At 33.9% G+C, this 20,093-nt stretch carries 19 protein-coding genes; 5 read left to right on the top strand and 14 right to left on the bottom strand.

Annotated elements, in window-relative coordinates:
* Window position 1 precedes the first annotated feature (1 nt).
* Window positions 2-814: a purine-nucleoside phosphorylase gene (locus E0H99_RS07490; protein ID WP_131993238.1), complete on the bottom strand. Its 813-nt coding sequence runs from the start codon at window positions 812-814 to the stop codon at window positions 2-4.
* The gene (gene lpxK / locus E0H99_RS07495; protein WP_131993241.1) at window positions 777-1,811 is read right to left on the bottom strand and encodes a tetraacyldisaccharide 4'-kinase; all 1,035 of its coding nucleotides are present in this window, start codon (window positions 1,809-1,811) and stop codon (window positions 777-779) included. Before lpxK ends, E0H99_RS07490 begins: the two co-directional genes overlap by 38 nt.
* Window positions 1,812-1,947: 136 nt before the next feature.
* On the opposite strand from lpxK, the gene E0H99_RS07500 reads away from it, so the two are divergent.
* The 4 genes from E0H99_RS07500 (at window position 1,948) to rluF (ending at window position 5,681) form a co-directional block, all read left to right on the top strand.
* Window positions 1,948-3,045 (top strand): Nif3-like dinuclear metal center hexameric protein, encoded by a 1,098-nt coding sequence (locus E0H99_RS07500; RefSeq protein ID WP_131993244.1) that lies wholly within the window; start codon window positions 1,948-1,950, stop codon window positions 3,043-3,045.
* Window positions 3,046-3,048: 3 nt separating this feature from the next.
* Window positions 3,049-3,828: a zinc ribbon domain-containing protein gene (locus E0H99_RS07505; RefSeq protein ID WP_131993247.1), complete on the top strand. Its 780-nt coding sequence runs from the start codon at window positions 3,049-3,051 to the stop codon at window positions 3,826-3,828.
* A gap of 95 nt (window positions 3,829-3,923) precedes the next feature.
* A complete protein-coding gene (locus E0H99_RS07510; RefSeq protein WP_240723455.1) occupies window positions 3,924-4,718 on the top strand; it encodes an alpha/beta fold hydrolase in 795 nt (264 codons plus the stop codon).
* A 150-nt stretch (window positions 4,719-4,868) separates the two neighbouring features.
* Complete coding sequence (rluF, locus tag E0H99_RS07515; RefSeq protein WP_131993253.1) at window positions 4,869-5,681, top strand: 23S rRNA pseudouridine(2604) synthase RluF; 813 nt, start codon at window positions 4,869-4,871, stop codon at window positions 5,679-5,681.
* A 67-nt stretch (window positions 5,682-5,748) separates the two neighbouring features.
* On the opposite strand, the gene E0H99_RS17415 is transcribed toward rluF, so the two are convergent.
* The 9 genes from E0H99_RS17415 to argS form a co-directional block, all read right to left on the bottom strand.
* Window positions 5,749-6,192: a DUF4153 domain-containing protein gene (locus E0H99_RS17415; protein ID WP_317128653.1), complete on the bottom strand. Its 444-nt coding sequence runs from the start codon at window positions 6,190-6,192 to the stop codon at window positions 5,749-5,751.
* Entirely contained in the window at window positions 6,128-7,138 is a 1,011-nt protein-coding gene (locus E0H99_RS07520; protein ID WP_240723456.1) for a hypothetical protein, read from the bottom strand. Before E0H99_RS07520 ends, E0H99_RS17415 begins: the two co-directional genes overlap by 65 nt.
* Window positions 7,139-7,253: 115 nt before the next feature.
* Window positions 7,254-7,550 (bottom strand): winged helix-turn-helix domain-containing protein, encoded by a 297-nt coding sequence (locus E0H99_RS07525; RefSeq protein ID WP_131993256.1) that lies wholly within the window; start codon window positions 7,548-7,550, stop codon window positions 7,254-7,256.
* 2 nt (window positions 7,551-7,552) lie between these two features.
* Window positions 7,553-8,167 (bottom strand): hypothetical protein, encoded by a 615-nt coding sequence (locus E0H99_RS07530; RefSeq protein ID WP_131993259.1) that lies wholly within the window; start codon window positions 8,165-8,167, stop codon window positions 7,553-7,555.
* Between the two features lie 305 nt (window positions 8,168-8,472).
* Complete coding sequence (locus E0H99_RS07535; protein WP_131993262.1) at window positions 8,473-9,399, bottom strand: magnesium transporter CorA family protein; 927 nt, start codon at window positions 9,397-9,399, stop codon at window positions 8,473-8,475.
* Window positions 9,400-9,627: 228 nt separating this feature from the next.
* Window positions 9,628-10,509: a bifunctional 5,10-methylenetetrahydrofolate dehydrogenase/5,10-methenyltetrahydrofolate cyclohydrolase gene (locus tag E0H99_RS07540; protein ID WP_091205932.1), complete on the bottom strand. Its 882-nt coding sequence runs from the start codon at window positions 10,507-10,509 to the stop codon at window positions 9,628-9,630.
* 78 nt (window positions 10,510-10,587) lie between these two features.
* Window positions 10,588-11,937, bottom strand: coding sequence for a signal recognition particle protein (ffh, locus tag E0H99_RS07545; RefSeq protein WP_131993265.1), 1,350 nt, complete (start codon window positions 11,935-11,937; stop codon window positions 10,588-10,590).
* 128 nt (window positions 11,938-12,065) lie between these two features.
* Window positions 12,066-12,536 carry a hypothetical protein gene (locus E0H99_RS07550; RefSeq protein ID WP_131993268.1) on the bottom strand — a complete coding sequence of 157 codons (471 nt, stop codon included), beginning with the start codon at window positions 12,534-12,536 and terminating at the stop codon, window positions 12,066-12,068.
* Window positions 12,537-12,607: 71 nt separating this feature from the next.
* A complete protein-coding gene (gene argS / locus E0H99_RS07555; RefSeq protein WP_131993271.1) occupies window positions 12,608-14,542 on the bottom strand; it encodes an arginine--tRNA ligase in 1,935 nt (644 codons plus the stop codon).
* 291 nt (window positions 14,543-14,833) lie between these two features.
* Here argS and E0H99_RS07560 point away from each other — a divergent pair, with 291 nt between their 5' ends.
* Window positions 14,834-17,245 (top strand): TonB-dependent receptor domain-containing protein, encoded by a 2,412-nt coding sequence (locus tag E0H99_RS07560; RefSeq protein WP_131993274.1) that lies wholly within the window; start codon window positions 14,834-14,836, stop codon window positions 17,243-17,245.
* A gap of 85 nt (window positions 17,246-17,330) precedes the next feature.
* Here the strand turns inward: E0H99_RS07560 and E0H99_RS07565 are convergent, their stop codons facing one another.
* From E0H99_RS07565 to E0H99_RS07575, 3 genes are all read right to left on the bottom strand, one after another.
* The gene (locus E0H99_RS07565; RefSeq protein ID WP_131993277.1) at window positions 17,331-18,008 is read right to left on the bottom strand and encodes a copper homeostasis protein CutC; all 678 of its coding nucleotides are present in this window, start codon (window positions 18,006-18,008) and stop codon (window positions 17,331-17,333) included.
* 86 nt (window positions 18,009-18,094) lie between these two features.
* Window positions 18,095-19,090 carry an isoaspartyl peptidase/L-asparaginase family protein gene (locus E0H99_RS07570; protein ID WP_131993280.1) on the bottom strand — a complete coding sequence of 332 codons (996 nt, stop codon included), beginning with the start codon at window positions 19,088-19,090 and terminating at the stop codon, window positions 18,095-18,097.
* Window positions 19,091-19,168: 78 nt separating this feature from the next.
* On the bottom strand, window positions 19,169-20,071 hold the full coding sequence (locus E0H99_RS07575) for an ROK family protein (protein ID WP_131993283.1): 903 nt from the start codon (window positions 20,069-20,071) through the stop codon (window positions 19,169-19,171).
* Window positions 20,072-20,093: the final 22 nt, after the last annotated feature.

The following is a 20,093-nucleotide window of genomic DNA, read 5'->3' on the forward strand; positions in this document are numbered from 1 at the left end:
CCTAATAGTTTAAAATCAATTCTTTAATAAGACTTCTCACTTTTGGTTCTGCATTTTTTGCAGCTTCCAATACTTCGTCATGTGAAATAGTTCCAATACTTTCTTCATTTCCCATGTCGGTAATTACTGAAATGCCAAATGTTTCCAAATCCATATGACGTGCCACAATTACTTCGGGAACGGTTGACATTCCTACACAATCTGCACCAAGAATTTTTACCATTTTGTATTCAGCCAAGGTTTCAAAAGTTGGACCTTGCAAACCCAGATAAATTCCTTCATGAACTTCAATATTTAGTTTCTTTGCCAGTTCAGTAGCTTTCGCAATCATTTTTCTCGAATACGGCTCACTCATATTTACAAAACGAGGTCCGAAACGTTCGTCATTTTTCCCACGCAAAGGATGTTCTGGTGTCATATTAATATGATCTGTAATCATCACAACAGAACCTACTTTATAACTTGGATTTACCCCACCGGAAGCATTTGAAACTATTAATTTCTCAACGCCTAAAAATTTCATCACTCGCACCGGAAAAGTAACTTCTGTCATCGAATAGCCTTCATAGAAATGAAATCTTCCCTGCATGGCAACGACTTTCTTATCTCCTATTGTTCCAAAAACTAATGCACCTTTATGACCTTGAACTGTCGAAACAGGAAAATTTAGAATTTCATTGTATGGCAACGTATATTCTACTTTCATTTCATCCGTAAAACTCCCTAATCCTGAACCTAAAATTACGCCATATTCCGGTGTGAAATTGATTTTTCCTTTAATCTGACTTACCGTTTCTTGTACTTTTTCCCACATAATCTATAATTGTTTTATCAAAATTTTCACTTCCCGAAACGAAAGAACTTTGTATAGGTAAATAGAAAAGTTGTTCGCTTGGTAAACTTCCTCTTAATCGTACATAATCTTTTTCGGTAGTGATAATAATGTTATTTTGAGCTAAATTTTTAATTTCCAAAATGTCTTTATCAGTAAAATTATGATGGTCGGGAAAAGACAAACAGACATCATTGGTATCCTGCAAATAAGCAAAAAACGGTTCCGGTTTTGCAATTCCTGCCACCAGTAATTTAGAAGCCGATTGAATTTCATTTACATTTATCTTTCGGTTCTCTGCATAAATAAAATCTTCGTATGCTATAAAAGTAAAGTACAATTCCTGATTTTCAGAAACTTTTAACCTGTTTTTAATATCATTTTGTTCGTCAGGCAAAAGATTAAAAGGACATTTGGTCACAATAATCACATTGGCTCTTTTTGCTCCAGTTCTACCTTCACGCAAATTCCCTGTTGGCAACATAAAATCATCCGAATACAAATCACCATAAGAAGTGAGTAGAATATAAAATCCCGCTATTACTTTTCGATGTTGAAAAGCATCATCAAGCAGAATCACTTCTGGTTTTTCTTGTTGCGAAAGCAATTGTTCTATTCCATTTTTCCTATCGGCATCAACGGCAACTTGGATGGCTGCAAATTTTTTATAAAACTGAAAAGGCTCGTCGCCAAGAATTGCAGCATTTGAATTGGCTACCGCCAAAATAAAGCCTTTAGATTCTCTTTTATAGCCACGGCTTAACGTCGCAATTTTATAATTTTGAGAAAGCAACCGAATCAGATATTCGACTTGGGGCGTTTTACCGGTTCCGCCAACACTTAGATTTCCAACAGCAATAATAGGCAAATCAAAAGAATAGGATTTTAAAATACCTTTGTCGAAAAGAAAATTCCGAACACTCGTTATCAGACCATATAAAATGGCAAACGGGAACAGTATTTTTCGCAGTAAATTCATTATACGAAAGTAGAATATTTTATTTTAAAGTTGATTTGTTTATTCGTTAATTTGTTTATTCGAAAATCCAGAATTAAACAATCAAAAATCTGATGTTATGAAATCAAAGATTCACGAATACCAAAAAAACTAAACGATGAGTAAAATCAAAGAAATCATTTCCGTACTTGAAGAAATGGCGCCACTCGCCTATGCTGAAGATTTTGACAATGTGGGATTATTGGTTGGAAATCAAGAATCCGAAGCAACAGGAATTTTAGTTTGCCATGATGCCTTAGAAAATATAATTGACGAAGCGATTGCAAAAAATTGTAATCTGGTGGTTTGTTTTCATCCCATCTTATTTTCAGGTTTAAAAAAAATTACGGGAAAAAACTACGTGGAACGAGCCGTAATTAAAGCCATAAAAAATGATATTGCTATTTATGCCGTCCACACCGCTTTAGACAATCATCAAGAAGGCGTGAATAAAATATTCAGTGACGCATTAGGATTGGTAAATACTAAAATCCTGATTCCGAAGGAAAATTTCATTCGTAAATTAGTAACCTATACGATTCCTGAAAATGCGGAAGAAGTGCGAAATGCACTATTTGATGCAGGAGCCGGAACGATTGGAAATTATGAGAATTGCAGTTTTAATTCTAAAGGAATTGGAACCTATATGGGGAATGAGCACAGCAACCCACAAGTTGGAGAGCGATTTGAGTTTGTGCAAGGCGACGAAATCAAAATCGAAATGACTTTCGAAAAACATTTAGAAAACAAAATTCTAAAAGCGTTATTCAAAAGCCACGCCTATGAAGAAGTCGCATATGAGATTTATGATTTACAAAACAAGCATCAAAATATTGGCTTGGGAATGATTGGCGAATTGAAAAATCCCATGAGTGAAAAAGAGTTTCTTCTTTTTGCAAAAGAAAAAATGCAGTGCGGTGGGATTCGACATTCCAACTTTATAGGAAAGGAAATAAAAAAAGTAGCGGTTCTTGGCGGAGCAGGAAGTTTTGCGATAAAAAATGCGATTCAAGCAGGAGCTGATGCCTATTTAACTGCCGATTTGAAGTATCATCAGTTTTATGAAGCCGAAAATAAACTTTTATTGGCAGATATCGGACATTTTGAAAGCGAACGCTATACAAAAAATTATATTGTTGAGTATCTTCGGAAAAAAATCCTTAATTTTGCAGTTATTTTATCAGAAGAAAATTCAAATCCAGTTAAGTACTTATAGAATATGGCGAATACGAAAGAATTAAGTGTTGAGGACAAGTTAAGAGCAATTTACGATTTACAACTTATTGACTCTAGAATTGACGAAATCAGAAACGTAAGAGGAGAACTTCCTTTAGAAGTTGAAGATTTAGAAGATGAAGTGGCTGGTTTAAGCACACGTTCAGAAAAATTGAAAAGTGAACTTGAAGTTATCGAAGATCTTATCAAGGTAAAAAAGAATGCAATTGATGAGCACAAAGAGGCTATCAAAAAATATACGAAGCAACAAGAAACTGTTCGTAACAACAGAGAATTTAATTCGTTGACTAAAGAAGTTGAATTTCAAGAATTAGAAATTCAATTGTCTGAAAAACAAATTAAAGAAATGAAAGCTTCAATAGAACATAAGAAAGAAGTAATTTCAAGTTCTAAAGAAAGATTAGAAGCAAAATCTAATCACTTGAAGCACAAAAAATCAGAGTTAGACGCTATCATGGCTGAAACTGCTAAAGAAGAAGCATTCTTATCTGAAAAATCAGGAGAATACCAAGCTTTAATCGAAGAAAGATTATTGAAAGCTTACACTAGAATCAGAACTAGTGTTCGTAATGGTTTGGCTGTTGTTTCTATTGAAAGAGGTGCATCTGCAGGATCGTTCTTTACGATTCCACCACAGACACAAGTAGAAATTGCTTCTAGAAAAAAAATCATTACTGATGAACATTCAGGAAGAATATTAGTCGACAGTGTATTGGCTGACGAAGAAAAAGAGAAAATGGAACAGTTGTTTTCTAAATTCTAATTACATTTAAGTCCCGATACACATCGGGACTTTTTTTTTTGAAAAAAATACTATTTTTTATATTCACTAAATCTATTGGGGTATACATTAATCTTTTGAGTTTTGTATTTCCAAAAAAAGCATCACAGCTGGCGTACGCCTTTTTTAGTGAACCTCGAGAAGGTAAATTATCAAAAACAAATCTTCCCGGAATTCTACAAGAAGCACAATCCGAGACATTCCAACATGGGAAACATTCCTTTAACACCTATACTTGGATAGGAAATGACACCATTATTCTTTTGGTTCATGGTTGGGAAAGCAACGCTTCTCGCTGGGAAAACTTACTACCCTATTTAAAAAAATCAGGAAGCACCATTATTGCGATTGACGGTCCGGCTCATGGATTATCCAGCGGCAAAGAATTTAGCATTCCTAAATATGCCGAATTTATTCATATTGCTGTTGAAAAATTCAAGCCTCAATACCTGATTGGGCATTCCATTGGCGGGAAAACCTGTTTGTATTATCAATCCGTTTATCAAAATGACGCACTAAAAAAAATGGTGATTCTGGGAGCACCAAGTGATTTCAACATCATACTCAATAATTATATTACATTATTGAGCTTGAATACTAAAATTTCAAAATCTTTAGAAGATCATTATTTAAATCATTTCAAACTCAATCTGGAACAATTTTCAGGGAAATTATTCGCCTCAAAACTGAACATAAAAGGACTAATCGCCCATGATATTGACGACACGGTAGTTTTATTCGAAGAGGGAAAGAAAATTGCCGGAGCATGGGAAAATGCAATTTTTATCGAAACCAAAGGTTTAGGACACAGTATGCACGACGCCGAATTGTATGAAAAAGTGTCCCGCTTTTTATTTGAAGAACAAAAATAGACTTATTAGATTCTTAGACTTCTTAGATGATAAGAACCTGTGTATTAAATCTAAGAAGACTTAGCACAATCCATCGAAACTAAACTTTCAAACAATCCAAAAATCTAAGAAGTCTAAAAATCTAACAAACAAATTGACTACTTTTGCAGTATGGAAGAAAATCTAAAACGCCTCAATAAATTCATAGGAGAAACTGGGTATTGCTCCCGCCGCGAAGCTGATAAAATCATTGAAGAAGGTCGTGTGACCATCAATGGAGTCGTTCCTGAATTAGGGACAAAAGTTTCCCCAAATGACGAAGTGCGTATTGACGGTAAATTAATCCGTGAGAAAAATGAGAAACCTGTTTATCTTGCTTTCTACAAACCCGTAGGAATCGAATGTACCACAAACCTTGATGTTCGCAATAATATTGTAGATTACATCAATTATCCCAAACGTATCTTCCCTATCGGACGATTGGACAAAGCCAGTGAAGGCTTGATTTTCATGACCAATGACGGTGACATCGTCAATAAAATATTACGCGCCCGAAACAATCACGAAAAAGAATATACGGTAACAGTAAATAAACCCATCACTGATCGTTTCATCGAAAGAATGGGCAATGGAGTTCCTATTTTGGACACTGTTACCCGAAAATGTAAAGTGGAACAAATCAGTAAGTTCACTTTCAAAATCATCTTGACACAAGGCTTAAACCGTCAGATCCGTAGAATGACAGAATATTTAGGATATGATGTTACGGCGCTAAAACGCATTCGAATCATCAATATTTCGCTGGATATTCCTGTAGGACGTTACCGTGATTTGACAGATGCCGAAATCAAAGAATTAAACGAATTGATTGAACCTTCAAGTAAAACCGAAGAAGCCAGTTTACCCAAAACGGAAGCGCCAAAAAGAAGAACCGAATTCATCAAAAGAGATGATCCCAGGTTTAAAGGAAAAAACGATTATTAAACCTAAAAAAATACCCCCAAATAGTGTCTAACTTTTTGGGGCAGTCTACGGCCGATGGGATTTTTTTTTATTTATTAGTATCTAAAAATTCGAAATAGAGCGATTTAGACAAAATAGTTTCATTTTGAACACGCGCTACATTACCCTCTTTATAATCATATTTGTCTTCCATCTCTTCAGGATGAAGTTTAAAATAATCATAATAAGCTTTATGATTAAAATTCAAACTTCTCAGAAAACGTTGTTCAACACCTTTGTTTACCGAAATATTATAATTGGTAATCAGATTTCCCCAGTTGACAAAACTGCATAGCAAAATAGTTCCGTAGAAATACCAAATCATTTGATTGAAAAGAAAAGCATTTGTTTTTTGCTTGGTGATTTTTATAAAAGAAATAACCAATCCAATTATGGCTAGAATCAAGAAAGCATATACACCTAACCTTTTATAAGTCAATCCGAAAAACGAAACGTATTCTGAGTTTTTGATAATGGCACATACTATTAAAATTCCGTTTAGAAAGAATCCAAATCTTAGCTAGTTTTTTTAGCTTTTTAGCTTTTCCATCAAAATTAAACCCTCCTTTAAAATAGAATAAAATAACGCCAACTGCCATTATGATTGAAAAAATAACGGCATTTACTCTTTCGTGTGTATCAGAACTTAAGTTAGATTTTTTGACCACTTCAAAAAATTGTTCGTAATTATAAGTCGCAATGAAAACCAAAAGAAGCACATTTAAAAGAAACAACGTAATCTCGCCGCTTCTTCTTTCAAAATCAATATCCAGAAACGAAAATGAATTTTGATTTTGCGTTTTGGCTTCTTCCTTAAAATCATTGTCCAATAAATCATTCTTTTCATAACAAACCTCAGGAATCCAATAATTCCAGAAAGTGAACGAAATAAAAAATCCTAAAGCGGTAAGTACAAATACTTGCCAAGCATCAATATCTAAGTAATAACGGGTAAACATAGACGAAAAATGATCGCTTCCAAAAGAATATACGATTAAAAACAACCCAAGAAATAGGATTGGAATAACAAAATAAGCAATCAGTTTTTTAGCAAAACCGTTATTGACTTTTCGCTTAGGAAGATATTGACTGAACATAAATATGCGACCTAACGAAGCGATTCCGTTGATTAACACTAAAGGAAAAGCCTGCAACAATTTAAGTTTTGGTTCCTGGGTTTTGAATTGTAAAAAGATAATCGACAAAGCCATGGCAAAAAATGATGGAAAATCTCTGTACCAGGCAAACGCAAAACAAGACAAAACCGATGTTACCACTAAAATCAAATGTAACCTACTGGTGAATTTCTCTTGAAAGAAATAACATATTAAGGCGGTTTGCATCATCCCGAAAATGGCCCAATTGAGACCTAAATCCTCGTTGTAAAAAAGCAGTGTAAAAACCAAACTGCTGACTAAAATAAAATGTAGTTTTTTCATATTTGTTGAATTTATTTATTATCGGTATTTGTTACACATTCTTTTTATTAGTGGTGATTTCATAATCATATATTTTAAAGTACTTTGCATTTCAAAGTATTTAAATAAAAAATTTTCAGCTATTAGATTTGATTAGTTTTTCAAGGCTATTTAAGTGGGAAACAAAAGCTGCCCTACCCATATTAGTAACTCGATATGAAGTTTTCGGTTTTTTACCAACAAACTCTTTTTTTACTTCTATGTATTCCGATTTTTCCAATGCCGAAGTATGACTTGCTAAATTCCCATCAGTAATATTCAATAAAGATTTCATTTCGGTAAAATCAATCCAATCGTTTACCATCAAAACAGACATAATGCCTAATCTGACTCGGCTTTCGAAATCTTTATTTAATTTATCAATAATACTCATTTCTATTTGTATTTTTTGAACACAATTATTCCGTAAAGGATGTGCAAAATTCCAAATCCTATTGCCCAAAAAACAAGCCCAAAACCAAGATAAAAAAGGGAAATACATCCTAAAATAATTTCACATGCACCCAAATATCTGATATCCGAAAAAGTATATTTTCCAGCATTAATAAGTGCTAAGCCATAAAACAATAAAGTAACGGGACCAATCAGTGCAAATAACTGATGGTATAAAAGTGCCATACAAAATACGCCTCCAACAAATAGAGGAATCGCTAAATTCAGCAACATTTTTTTAGTAGTATTAGTCCAAATAGGCAAATCAAACTTTTTACTTTTTCTCAAAGTAAAAAATATACCGGATCCCAAAGCCAAAATCAAAATTGCCAAAGCAATGAATGCTAATTCTATTATTAAATCATAGCTATACATCTTTTGCCTACCATCAAAATATTCAATATCATTATTTTTAAACAATTGATACGCATAAATTGACCCAGCTAATGCAAATAACCCGGCAAATACTCCTGAAAGGCCACTTAACGAAATAAATCTTGAAGAGCGTTCCATCATGGAACGAATATGTGATAAATCTTCTTGAAGCTTTTGACTCATAAATAAAGTACTTTGAAGTACAAAGTTATTTATTATTTTTTGATTTCAAAATAGAAAACGATTTAATTTCAATAAATATTATAAAATAACCTGTTGGTGTAATTAAAAAGACATTTTTTTTACCCCCTAGAAAAATAAAACTTCTGATTAAAGAAATAATAGAAAACAGCATTATTTTTTGCATAGCTTGACTACATGAAAAGTAAAACATCTATCAAACTCTTTTTAAATACTATAATTTCTATATGGTAAAAATCAATTGCACCCTATGAGTCAAAAATATTATTTATCCAAAGTGAGAATTATCAAAACCATCTTTTTCTTTTGAACAAGAATACTCCAAAAGCAGATAACAATACGGATACCGAAATAACAATCCATATTCCATAGCGGTTATCTTCTAAATCATTAGGAACATTCATTCCATACAAACTCGCAATCAATGTTGGAATCATCAAAATAATCGAAATCGAAGTCATCTGCTTCATAATCGTATTCATATTATTAGAAATCACAGAAGCATACGCATCCATAGTTCCCGTTAAGATGTCGCTGTAAATATTAGTAGTTTCTTGCGCCTGACGCAATTCAATTTCAACATCTTCCAATAACTCCAAATCAAAATGTTCTTTTTGGGACTTTATATTCTTGATTCGATGCAACAAAATATCATTCCCTTTCAAGGAAGTCATAAAGAATACCAAACATTTTTCAATTTGAAGCAACGCCTGTAATTCTTCATTCTTAATTGACTTTTCTAAATTGTCTTCGGCTAATTTTATTTTTTGATTGACTTGCTTTAAGTATTTCAAAAACCAAACACTGGAGGAAAGCAATAATTTCAGCACTAAATCGAAGTTGTCTTTAATGTTGATATTCTTGCGTTTGGTATAAGTTACAAAATCCGTAAGCATTTCTGTTTTATGAAAACTGATGGTGATACAAACTTCTCCCTTAAAAACAACCCCGACAGGAATTGTATGGAAAGGCAACTTCACGTCGTTACTCTTTACAGGTATTCGCATGATAATCAAAGTCCAACCATTTTCAATTTCTATCCTTGGTCTTTCATCAATATCTTCAATGTCATTATAAAATGCTTCGGGAATTTGTAAGTCTTCGAGTAAATATTTTTTTTCTGCTTCGGTAGGACATTCAATATTTATCCAGCAGTTTGGAGTCCATTCAGCAATGGCAATTAATCCGTTATTGTTTTTGTAAAAAGTTCTCATTTCAAAATTCTATAGGTTTATTTACAGCATCTTGAAAATAGTTCAAGAGCTACATTAGTTCAACATTTCCGAATAATAATCGTCCATTTTAAAGGTCTTTTTTTTAAGTGGTGCAAAAGTATTCTTTAAATTCCGTTTTAGCATCAATTATCAGAATTTTATGCGTTTTTTAAGATAAAAAAAGCCTTAAACTTACATTTAAGGCTTTCATCAAAACTATTTTTCTCTTTATTTATTTCTTTTCATTTCTCTTGCCAAAAGCGTATTTTTCAACAACATTGCAATTGTCATAGGCCCTACTCCACCTGGAACCGGAGTAATAAACGATGATTTCTTACTCACCTGCTCAAAATCAACATCACCGGTGATAACATATCCTTTTTCGTTGGTTTCATCAGGAACACGAGTAATACCAACATCGATAACCACAACACCTTCTTTTACCATATTCGCTTTCAGGTAATTAGGTACGCCAAGAGCCGTAATAATAATATCCGCCTGAATGGTAATTTCTTCAATATTTTTAGTGTAACTGTGCGTTAGGGTCACTGTTGAATTTCCAGGAAAACCTTTTCTTCCCATCAAAATACTCATTGGTCTTCCCACAATATGGCTGCGCCCAATTACTACAGTATGTTTTCCTTTTGTTTCTACTCCGTATCTTTCTAACAATTCTAAAATTCCGAAAGGTGTTGCAGGAATAAAAGTAGTCATGTCTAATGCCATTTTTCCAAAATTCTCAGGATGAAATCCATCAACATCTTTACTTGGATCTACCGCCATTAACACTTTTTGCTCATCGATTTGTTCCGGAAGCGGCAATTGAACGATAAATCCATCAATAGCATCATTCTCATTCAATTCCTTAATCTTTTTCAACAATTCAACTTCAGTAGTTGTACTTGGCATTTTTACTAAAGTCGACTCAAAACCTACTCTTTCACAGGCTTTTACTTTGCTTCCTACATAAGTTAAACTAGCGCCGTCGTTACCAACAATCAAGGCTGCTAAATGAGGGACTTTCTCCCCATTGTCTTTCATTTTTTGTACTTCTGCAGCGATTTCACTCTTAATATCTTCCGCTGTTTTTTTTCCGTCTAGTAGTTGCATTTTAATTTAGTTTAATGTCTTAAAGTCGAAAGTCTTAAAGTCATTACAACCTTAAGACTTTCGACTTTTGACTCATTTTTATTTCATTCCTGGCATTCCACCTTTCATACCACCCATCATCTTCATGAGGTTTTTCCCTCCTGGGCCCTGCATCATTTTCATCATCTTGCTCATTTGTTCGAACTGTTTCATCAACTGATTGACCTGCTCGATTTTGGTTCCGGAACCTTTTGCAATTCTGGCTTTTCTTTTTACATCAATTAAAGCTGGCTTGCTTCTTTCAATTGGAGTCATCGAATGAATAATTGCTTCAATATGTTTGAATGCATCGTCTTCTATCTCCACATCTTTCATGGCTTTTGAAGCACCTGGTATCATTCCTACCAAATCTTTCATATTACCCATTTTCTTTACTTGTTGAATTTGAGAAAGGAAATCATCAAAACCAAATTCGTTTTTGGCAATTTTCTTTTGGATTTTTCTTGCTTCTTCTTCGTCAAATTGCTCTTGAGCTCTTTCTACCAAAGACACAACGTCTCCCATTCCCAAAATTCTTTCGGCCATACGAATTGGATAGAATACATCAATTGCATCCATCTTTTCCCCTGTACCTACAAATTTAATTGGTTTATTAACAACCGATTTAATCGAAATTGCAGCTCCACCACGCGTATCACCATCTAATTTGGTTAAGATAACCCCATCAAAATTTAATCTTTCATTGAAGGCTTTTGCAGTATTTACAGCATCTTGACCCGTCATTGCATCAACAACAAACAACGTTTCATTAGGCTGAATCGCTTTATGAACGCGTTCTATTTCGTTCATCATTTCCTCATCGACTGCTAAACGACCGGCAGTATCGACAATCACTACATTGAACCCATTTGCTTTCGCATGTTTGATTGCATTTTGAGCAATCTCTACTGGATTTTTATTTTCTGGCTCTGAATAAACCTCTACTCCAATCGAATCTCCAACTACGTATAATTGTTGAATCGCCGCAGGACGGTAAATATCACAAGCAACTAATAATGGTTTTTTATTTTTCTTTGTTAAAAGATAATTGGCTAGTTTTCCTGAGAAAGTAGTTTTTCCTGAACCTTGCAAACCTGACATCAAAATAATCGATGGATTTCCCGAAAGATTGATTCCGGCAACATCACCACCCATTAATTCTGTCAATTCATCTTTCACTAACTTCACCAATAATTGTCCTGGTTGAAGTGTCGTCAATACATCCTGACCAATTGCTTTTTCTTTTACTTTGGTGGTAAAATCTTTCGCAATTTTAAAGTTAACATCCGCGTCAAGTAAGGCTCTACGAACTTCTTTCAGCGTTTCGGCTACATTTACTTCGGTGATTTTTCCGTGACCTTTAAGTATATGAAAGGCTTTATCTAGTTTATCGCTTAAATTATCGAACATAGTATTGATTTATTTTGAAGTGCAAATTTAAGCATTTGATTTTGAAGTTGTATTCATAATATTATAAAAAAAACAGCCTTTTTTGAGACTGTTTCTAAAGTTTTACAAAATCGTTAAACGATATAAATTTATTTTTTTTCGAAAGTCAAATAATTGATTCCATCAACATTGCCAGATTTACTTTTCAACCGAACCTTAGTTTCCATAATTTCAGCAACTTCCCAATTCGCTGTCAACTCCATTAATGTATCAGGACTTGAAAATGAAATGGCAAAATCCAAATCATTGTCCGGGTTATCATCAATACCATTCGATTTTACAATGGACCAATTTCCAGTGAACGTATTGGCAACATTGTTAGAAGTCAAAATTTCATTCATTCCAAAAGTGAAATTATATCCTGAATATTCACTTGTCAGATTACTATTTTTATCAAGAAAATAGCTCACTTTCCAAGTACCTTGACTTAGTATGCTATTTACCTGTGTCAGATTATTTTTTACAATAGACACCACTTCGGGATCATCAGCACAACATGTTCCAGCTACATTCAGTAAAAACAAAACAATCAAAAGCGGGTAAAAAGCTATCTTTCTCATGATTAAACTATTTATTTGACATTAAATGTACCAATAAAATATTATTTTCACAATAAAGAAGTTAAAAAAAATTACATTCTCTCCGGAACATTTATTCCCAACAAACTAAATGAGGCAGCAATAGTATCCGCTACTTTTTTAGATAATTGAACTCTGAAAATTTTCTTTTCTAAATCCTCTTCGCCAAGAATAGGGACAGCCTGATAAAATGAATTGTATTCACGAACTAAATCATAGGTGAAATTTGCGAGCAAAGCAGGACTGTGATGCTGTGCTGCATTTTGAATTACTTCAGGAAACAGCTCTAATTGTTTTACCAGTTCTTTCTCTTTTTCATGAAGCACTACCATTTTTGATTTATTCGAAAAGTCAAAATTGGCTTTACGAATAATCGATTGAATTCTGGCATACGTATATTGAATAAACGGCCCAGTATTTCCCGCAAAATCTACCGATTCTTCCGGATTAAAAAGGATTCGTTTTTTAGGATCTACTTTCAAAATATAATATTTCAAAGCGCCTAAACCAATTGTGCTGTATAATTTTGCTTTTTCTTCGGGAGAATAGGAATCTAATTTCCCTAAATCTTCGGCAATTTTTTGAGCTGTAGCCGTCATTTCCTGCATCAAATCATCGGCATCGACAACAGTTCCTTCGCGGCTTTTCATTTTTCCTGAAGGCAAATCTACCATTCCGTAAGACAAATGAAATAGATTTTTAGACCAGTCAAAACCTAATTTCTTCAAGATAAGAAACAACACTTTGAAGTGATAATCCTGTTCATTTCCTACCGTATAAACCATTCCGCCCACATCTGGATAATCCTTCACACGCTGAATTGCAGTTCCAATATCTTGCGTCATGTAAACCGCAGTACCGTCTGAACGCAATACAATTTTACGGTCTAAACCTTCATCCGTTAAATCAATCCAAACTGAACCGTCAGGATCTTTTTCGAAAACGCCTCTGTCCAAACCAATCTGAACCACATCTTTCCCTAATAAATACGTGTTACTTTCGTAGTAATAACAATCGAAATTAACTCCCAAATTTTTATAGGTAATGGCAAAACCATCATAAACCCATTGATTCATGGTTTTCCAAAGCGTGATTACGGCATCATCTCCAGCTTCCCATTTTTGCAGCATTTCTTTTACTTCTCCTCCAATTTTACTATAATTATTAAAATATTTATCTTTAAAATTAGACTTGAAATTCTTATGATCTCCCTCTTCTGAAAACATTTCATTTTCAATCAAACCACCATCATCAAAAAAAATAGGCATTTCTCCATCCTCACCCATCAATTTATTAGCTAAACTTGTGTTTTTGTCCTTTAAAAACTCTTTAGAATACTCTTTTGTTTTCTGCCATTCAGTATATTCTTTTTGAAATTCTTGTTCAAACTTCACGTAATAATTTCCAACTAACTTATCGCCTTTTAAACCTGTTGATTCCGGCGTTTGTCCGTTTCCGAATTTTTGCCAAGCCAACATCGATTTGCAAATATGGATTCCTCTATCATTAATGATTTGAGTTTTATACACTTTTTTACCAGAAGCTTTGATGATTTCAGCAACCGAATAACCCAAAAGATTATTACGTACGTGACCTAAATGCAATGGTTTATTGGTATTTGGTGAAGAATACTCAACCATTACCGCTTTGTCTTCTGGATTTGGAGTAACAAAGCCAAAGGTAACATCGTCTTTTATTCCTCCGAAAAAATCTAAATAATAGTCATCTGAAATAACAATATTCAAAAATCCTGAAACCACATTAAACCGACTTACCTCAGCTACATTTTCAACTAAATAGTTTCCAATTTTATTTCCCAATTCAACTGGATTACTTTTAACAACTTTCAACAATGGAAAAATAACCATTGTAATATCCCCTTCAAATTCCTTGCGTGTAGTTTGAAATTCAACTTTATCAATAATAACGTCAAATAAAACTTTTACTGCTTTTTCAATTGAGGGCGTAAGAATTTGTGGTAATGTCATTTCGTGTATTGGTTTTATGGGGCAAAGATAGTCATAATGTAGTAATTTGAAAATTGGAAAACAAGTTAATTTCCATCTAAAAATGAAGCTTTTAACCTAGTTTAAGGTAGAAATCCATATTTTTTTCAAAAATCGATGTAACAAAATCCTTATTTGAAAGTCTATTAAGAAACTTTTAATATTTAGTATTTGTTAAAAAATGTTAAATATTACTAAAAAAGGTATTGTGTTTAACATAGTATTGTATAAAATAATACATTTGCATCATCAATCACTTAAATCAAAACAATCATGAAACTTAAATTAATTTTAATCTGCTTTATTGGAACACTGTTTTCGATGCAGGCGCAAACTTCGGTCAAATCATCAATTCTGGAAATTTCAGGAGAAATTTCAGGAAAAATTATTGACAAAAAGACAAACGAACCGTTACCCTATGTAAATATTGTGGTAAAAGAAAACAGCAAAGTCATCACTGGCGGTATTACATCTGATAAAGGAACTTTTCAAATAAAAAATTTAGCTTTAAAAGATTATACTGTTGAAATCCAATTTATGGGTTATAAAACGATTATAAAATCGGCAAAATTAACGGAAGACAGAAGCATCAATTTTAATACAATTGCATTAGAGGAAGATGCGATTCAGCTGGCTGGTGTTGAAGTAGTAAGCGAAAAATCAACCATTGTACAAAAAATCGACAGAAAGATTATTAACGTGGGTAAAGATCTGATTTCTGCCGGAGCAACAGCTGGAGAAATCATGAACAACATTCCTTCAGTGAGTGTGGATCCACAAACGAATGCCATCAGTTTAAGAGGAAACTCTAATGTTCGCATATTAATCGACGGAAAACCAACGACTATGGATGCAGCGCAGGTATTGCAACAAATCCCATCGGCATCCATCAAACAAATTGAATTAATCACCAATCCATCGGCAAAATACAATCCCGAAGGAATGAGCGGAATTATCAATATCGTTTTGAATAAAAACAGTAAACTTGGTTTTAATGGAAGCATTAACAATGGTGTAACCTTTGGAAAAACTCCAAAAGTAAACTCATCTCTTGACTTAAATTACAGATCTGGAAAGTTTAATTTCTACGGGAATTATGGTTTTAATCATGGAAAAAACGCAAACTATGGTTTTATAAAAAGTTTTGAGACAAACAAAGAAAACCTTCAGAAGTTTGAATTTAACAATAAAAACACCTCGCATTTGGCTAAATTGGGATTTGATTTCTATATCAACGAAAAAAATACTTTTTCGTTTTATACCAATCAAAGTTTTTTCTTAGGAAATGGTTTTGGAAGTACCGATGTAGATTATGTTAATAACAACAATATAGACAAATTACAACTTTTTGGAAGTAAAAGTGACAACCACTCCCAAACCTATAATTTTGATTATAAATTGAATTTCAAAAAAGAAGGACACAATTTAGAATTAGAAGTCAATTACAGCAAAAACAATGATCCAGAAGATGCTGTTTATACCAATTATAACAAAACCACCGGGGCATTAATTAATTCATTCAACAATGATGTGGAAACTTTAGGCAAAAGCACTATCGTTAATCTTGACTATGTTAATCCATTAACCGAAACTACCAAATTAGAATTGGGATTGGAAAGCAGAAATGATAATACTGACAATAGTTTATTCAAAGACAATGCTTTCGGTTCTGCTTTTACTTATGACAGATCGTTGTATTCGGCTTATGCCACTTTAGGAAAACAATGGAAAAAATGGAACTTTCAAGTGGGAGCACGTTTGGAACAATACGATGTAGAGGCACTATTTAAAAAAGATGGCGAAGCCGATTCGAAATTTGAAGATGATATTTTAAGCCTTTATCCATCTACTTTTATAACTTACAATCCAAGCGATAACAACTCTTTCAACTTGAGTTTTTCAAGACGTGTAGACAGACCAAGTATTTCACAGGTAAACCCAATCAGGGAATGGAGTACCCCTACAATCGATTCTGAAGGAAACCCAGATTTAATCCCTCAATTTACCAATTCATTTGAATTGAATTACACCCGAAAAACTAAAATTGGATCTATCACTTCGGGTATTTTTTACAGAAGAATTGAGGACGAAATTACCAGAGTAATTTTTACCAATCCTGAAGATACGAACAAACAAATATTATCTTACGACAACTTCGAAAACAATGATGCGTATGGTGTGGAAGTTTCCGGAAATTTAGATTTCAAAAAATGGTGGAGTGCTAATATCAGTTTAGATGCTTATAAGAAAACAGTAAAAGGAACTATTGAAAACACACCTGGAAATTTCGAATTTATAGCGGTTAATGCCACTACTTTCAATGCACGAATCAGCAATACATTTAAAGCCACAAAAGACTTGCGTTTTCAATTGTCTGGAATGTATAGAGGACGTGATGTGAGCTTACAATTCTTAAGAGAGCCTATGTGGAAAATGGATATCGGAACCAGTTACAATGTATTAAAAGGAAGCGGAACCATAAGTGCCCGTTTCAGCGACATTTTCAACACCATGAATTTTGCTTTTAATGGAGAGAGACCTTATAAAGCTAACGGACAATTTAATTGGGAGAGCCAATCCGTTTACGTAGGTTTCAATTATAGATTCGGAAGTGGGAAAAATAAAGCCATTCAAAGAAAGCAAAGAGATAAAAATGAAACCCAAGGAAGCGGTGGGCTTTTATAAAAATTTTAGTTTTAATATTTTGTTGCAAAAAAAAATCCCGGAGTATGCCAACTCCGGGATTTTCGATTTAAAAAAGGTCTCTTTACTAGTATTGCAAATTAGCTTTTATGCCTTCTATCTCATTACCGCTTGCTGTTTCTCCTGAATCAACAATGGCGGAAGAATGATAAAAAACTGCTTTTGTTTTTTCTTGTAACAATGCAACATTAGTAGATCGCAAACCGCCGCCTGGCATGATTGTAATCCTATCATTTGCCTTTTCTACTAAAGTTACCAATACATCAATTCCTTCAATCACATTTGTTTCTAGCCCAGAAGTCAAAATGGTTTTAAAACCACATTTAATTACGGATTCAAGTGATTCAAATCTATTTTTTATTGTATCAAAAGCACGATGAAAAGTAGATGGAAGTGGATTTGCTAATGCAACTAACTCCGCATTTTGTTCTTCATTAAAACTATTATCTTCTTTTAAAATTCCAAAAACAAAGCCATCTACTTGCAACTTTTTGAAGGCTATGATTTCTGATTTCATTTGTTCAAATTCAAAATCAGAATAAACAAAATTTCCACCACGAGGCCTTATCATTACATTCAAATCGATTGACAGAACTTTGCGGGCAGTTTTAGTCATTTCAAAATCTGGCGTTGTTCCACCCTCTTTCATATTAGCACACAATTCTACTCTATCGGCACCACTTTCTTGTGCAATAATGGCTGATTCCAGATTAAAACACGCTATCTCTAATTTACCTTTTCTCATTTATTTCATATGTAGAACCTATTGTTTTTATTGGAATATGTAATTCCCATAGTATCATCCTTCTTTGCATCAAACTCCAGTTATGCTCATTTCAAAAAATAATCTGCATCAATTAATCGGTTTCCAGTTTCGTCATTAACGGCGTAGTTAAAACCACCTTGAACGCAATACGAGCCGTATTCTCCTTTTTTATTCAAAGCGATGAAACCAACTTGAATGTCTTTTAATTCTTTTTTCCTGTTTTTAGTCAATTTCACAATTCGGGCAACTGCTTCTTCACAGGCTTTTTGTGGTGATTTCCCTTGACGCATCAATTCTACAACCAAATGACAACCTGAAATCCGAATTACTTCTTCTCCGTGACCCGTGGCAGTCGCAGCTCCAATTTCGTTATCAACATACAATCCCGCACCTATAATTGGTGAGTCGCCTACACGTCCGTGCATTTTAAAAGCCATTCCACTTGTGGTACAAGCACCCGAAAGGTTTCCGTCAGCATCCAAAGCAATCATTCCAATCGTGTCATGATTTTCGATATTAGCGATGGGTTTGTATTTGCTGTCTTTCAGCCATTCTTTCCATTCTTTTTCCGATTCCTCAGTCAATAAATTTTCTTTTTTGAAACCTTGCGACAACGCAAATTGCAAAGCACCATCACCAACCAGCATCACGTGAGGCGTTTTTTCCATCACTCCTCGAGCTACAGAAATAGGATGTTTGATGTATTCTAAACAAGCTACCGAACCAATATTGGCATTTTCATCCATTATGCAAGCATCAAGTGTTACCCGACCGTCTCTGTCTGGTCGTCCGCCATAGCCCACACTTCGCTCTTTAGGGTCAGCTTCAGGAATTTTTACTCCTGCTTCTACAGCATCTAAGGCCCGCCCTTTATTTTTTAATATTTCCCAAGCGGCTGCATTAGCTTGTATCCCAAAATTCCATGTAGAAAGTACAATGGGTTTCTTTCCTTTTTTAGATGAAAAATCATTTTCTTCCTCTGGCTTCCCTTTGAATGAATTTAACGCCACTGCTACAGAAGCTATCGCCGCTGTTCTTATAAAACTCCTACGGTTATTCATATTTTCTATTTTATATTAATCCAACTTTCGTTTCAAAACAACTCCAAATAATCATGGAATTAATTCTTGTATTTGCACCTACGCTTCACAAAGTAAACTTGTAGCACCCAGTAAAGCCGAAATTTCATTATCTGTGGATACTAAGATAATGATTTCACTCCCGGAATCCCTTATTTTTTGCTGAAAAGCAGGTAAGAAATAGACACTCGCATTTGCAATTTTACCCCCGATTATAAAACTGTCTGCTTCAAAGCTTCTCAACCACGGAAGTACAATTTCGGCTAAATCGGCTCCTACTTCCTCGAATACTTTTATGGCCAAAACATCTCCATCATTTGCACGATTAAAAAGTTCAAGACCATTGCTAATTTTTATTCCACTTACTGCTTCATAACGAGATAAGAGCCCTCGAACTGACACATAATCCTCAGCAATTCCCTCTTTAAATGGAAGGTTATATAACTCGCCGTCTGCCGGTACTTGAGTTCCTGAATCTATTGCTTTACCATTGTCTATAAAAGAAGCCCCAAGACCGGTACCAAGGGTAACTGCCATTACTTTTCTTGAACTATTTTCTGCATTTTTAAAAAATTCTCCTTTACCAAAACAATTGGCATCATTATCGAAAAGAATTGGTATATCATTAGACAAATTAAGTCTTTCCTGAATTAATTCCCGAATATTTAAACTATAAAAATGTTCATATTTAGCTTGATCTTTTATCCAACAAATGCCACTTGCATAATCAAATGGACCCGGCATACATATTGCTAATCCTTCCAACTTTTCTACCCCGGAATTCTTCCATGAAATGCGAATGGCTTTTTCCCAAATATCCATCACCTCAGCTACTGACAAATTAGAATCAAAAGACTCTTTATGCAGCGAAAAATCAAGAACTTTCATCTTATTAATAGCTATAACTGCCACAGTAATGTGAGTTCCTCCAACATCTAGCCCTAATGCATATTCTTTATTCATTTATTTTTTCTTGTATTTACTA

The sequence above is a fragment of the Flavobacterium sp. GT3P67 genome (genome assembly GCF_004349155.1).
GTDB lineage: Bacteria > Bacteroidota > Bacteroidia > Flavobacteriales > Flavobacteriaceae > Flavobacterium > Flavobacterium ranwuense.

What these genes read in the sequence shown, in the direction of transcription:
- E0H99_RS07540 (WP_091205932.1), bottom strand. Translation starts at nt 10,509, where the DNA reads ATGCAACTACTAGACGGAAAAAAAACAGCGGAAGATATTAAGAGTGAA.
- rluF (WP_131993253.1), top strand. Translation starts at nt 4,869, where the DNA reads ATGGAAGAAAATCTAAAACGCCTCAATAAATTCATAGGAGAAACTGGG.
- E0H99_RS07520 (WP_240723456.1), bottom strand. Translation starts at nt 7,138, where the DNA reads ATGAAAAAACTACATTTTATTTTAGTCAGCAGTTTGGTTTTTACACTG.
- E0H99_RS07525 (WP_131993256.1), bottom strand. Translation starts at nt 7,550, where the DNA reads ATGAGTATTATTGATAAATTAAATAAAGATTTCGAAAGCCGAGTCAGA.
- lpxK (WP_131993241.1), bottom strand. Translation starts at nt 1,811, where the DNA reads ATGAATTTACTGCGAAAAATACTGTTCCCGTTTGCCATTTTATATGGT.
- E0H99_RS07575 (WP_131993283.1), bottom strand. Translation starts at nt 20,071, where the DNA reads ATGAATAAAGAATATGCATTAGGGCTAGATGTTGGAGGAACTCACATT.
- E0H99_RS07560 (WP_131993274.1), top strand. Translation starts at nt 14,834, where the DNA reads ATGAAACTTAAATTAATTTTAATCTGCTTTATTGGAACACTGTTTTCG.
- E0H99_RS07530 (WP_131993259.1), bottom strand. Translation starts at nt 8,167, where the DNA reads ATGAGTCAAAAGCTTCAAGAAGATTTATCACATATTCGTTCCATGATG.
- E0H99_RS07535 (WP_131993262.1), bottom strand. Translation starts at nt 9,399, where the DNA reads ATGAGAACTTTTTACAAAAACAATAACGGATTAATTGCCATTGCTGAA.
- E0H99_RS07570 (WP_131993280.1), bottom strand. Translation starts at nt 19,090, where the DNA reads ATGAATAACCGTAGGAGTTTTATAAGAACAGCGGCGATAGCTTCTGTA.
- E0H99_RS07500 (WP_131993244.1), top strand. Translation starts at nt 1,948, where the DNA reads ATGAGTAAAATCAAAGAAATCATTTCCGTACTTGAAGAAATGGCGCCA.
- E0H99_RS07505 (WP_131993247.1), top strand. Translation starts at nt 3,049, where the DNA reads ATGGCGAATACGAAAGAATTAAGTGTTGAGGACAAGTTAAGAGCAATT.
- E0H99_RS07490 (WP_131993238.1), bottom strand. Translation starts at nt 814, where the DNA reads ATGTGGGAAAAAGTACAAGAAACGGTAAGTCAGATTAAAGGAAAAATC.
- E0H99_RS07550 (WP_131993268.1), bottom strand. Translation starts at nt 12,536, where the DNA reads ATGAGAAAGATAGCTTTTTACCCGCTTTTGATTGTTTTGTTTTTACTG.
- E0H99_RS07565 (WP_131993277.1), bottom strand. Translation starts at nt 18,008, where the DNA reads ATGAGAAAAGGTAAATTAGAGATAGCGTGTTTTAATCTGGAATCAGCC.
- ffh (WP_131993265.1), bottom strand. Translation starts at nt 11,937, where the DNA reads ATGTTCGATAATTTAAGCGATAAACTAGATAAAGCCTTTCATATACTT.
- argS (WP_131993271.1), bottom strand. Translation starts at nt 14,542, where the DNA reads ATGACATTACCACAAATTCTTACGCCCTCAATTGAAAAAGCAGTAAAA.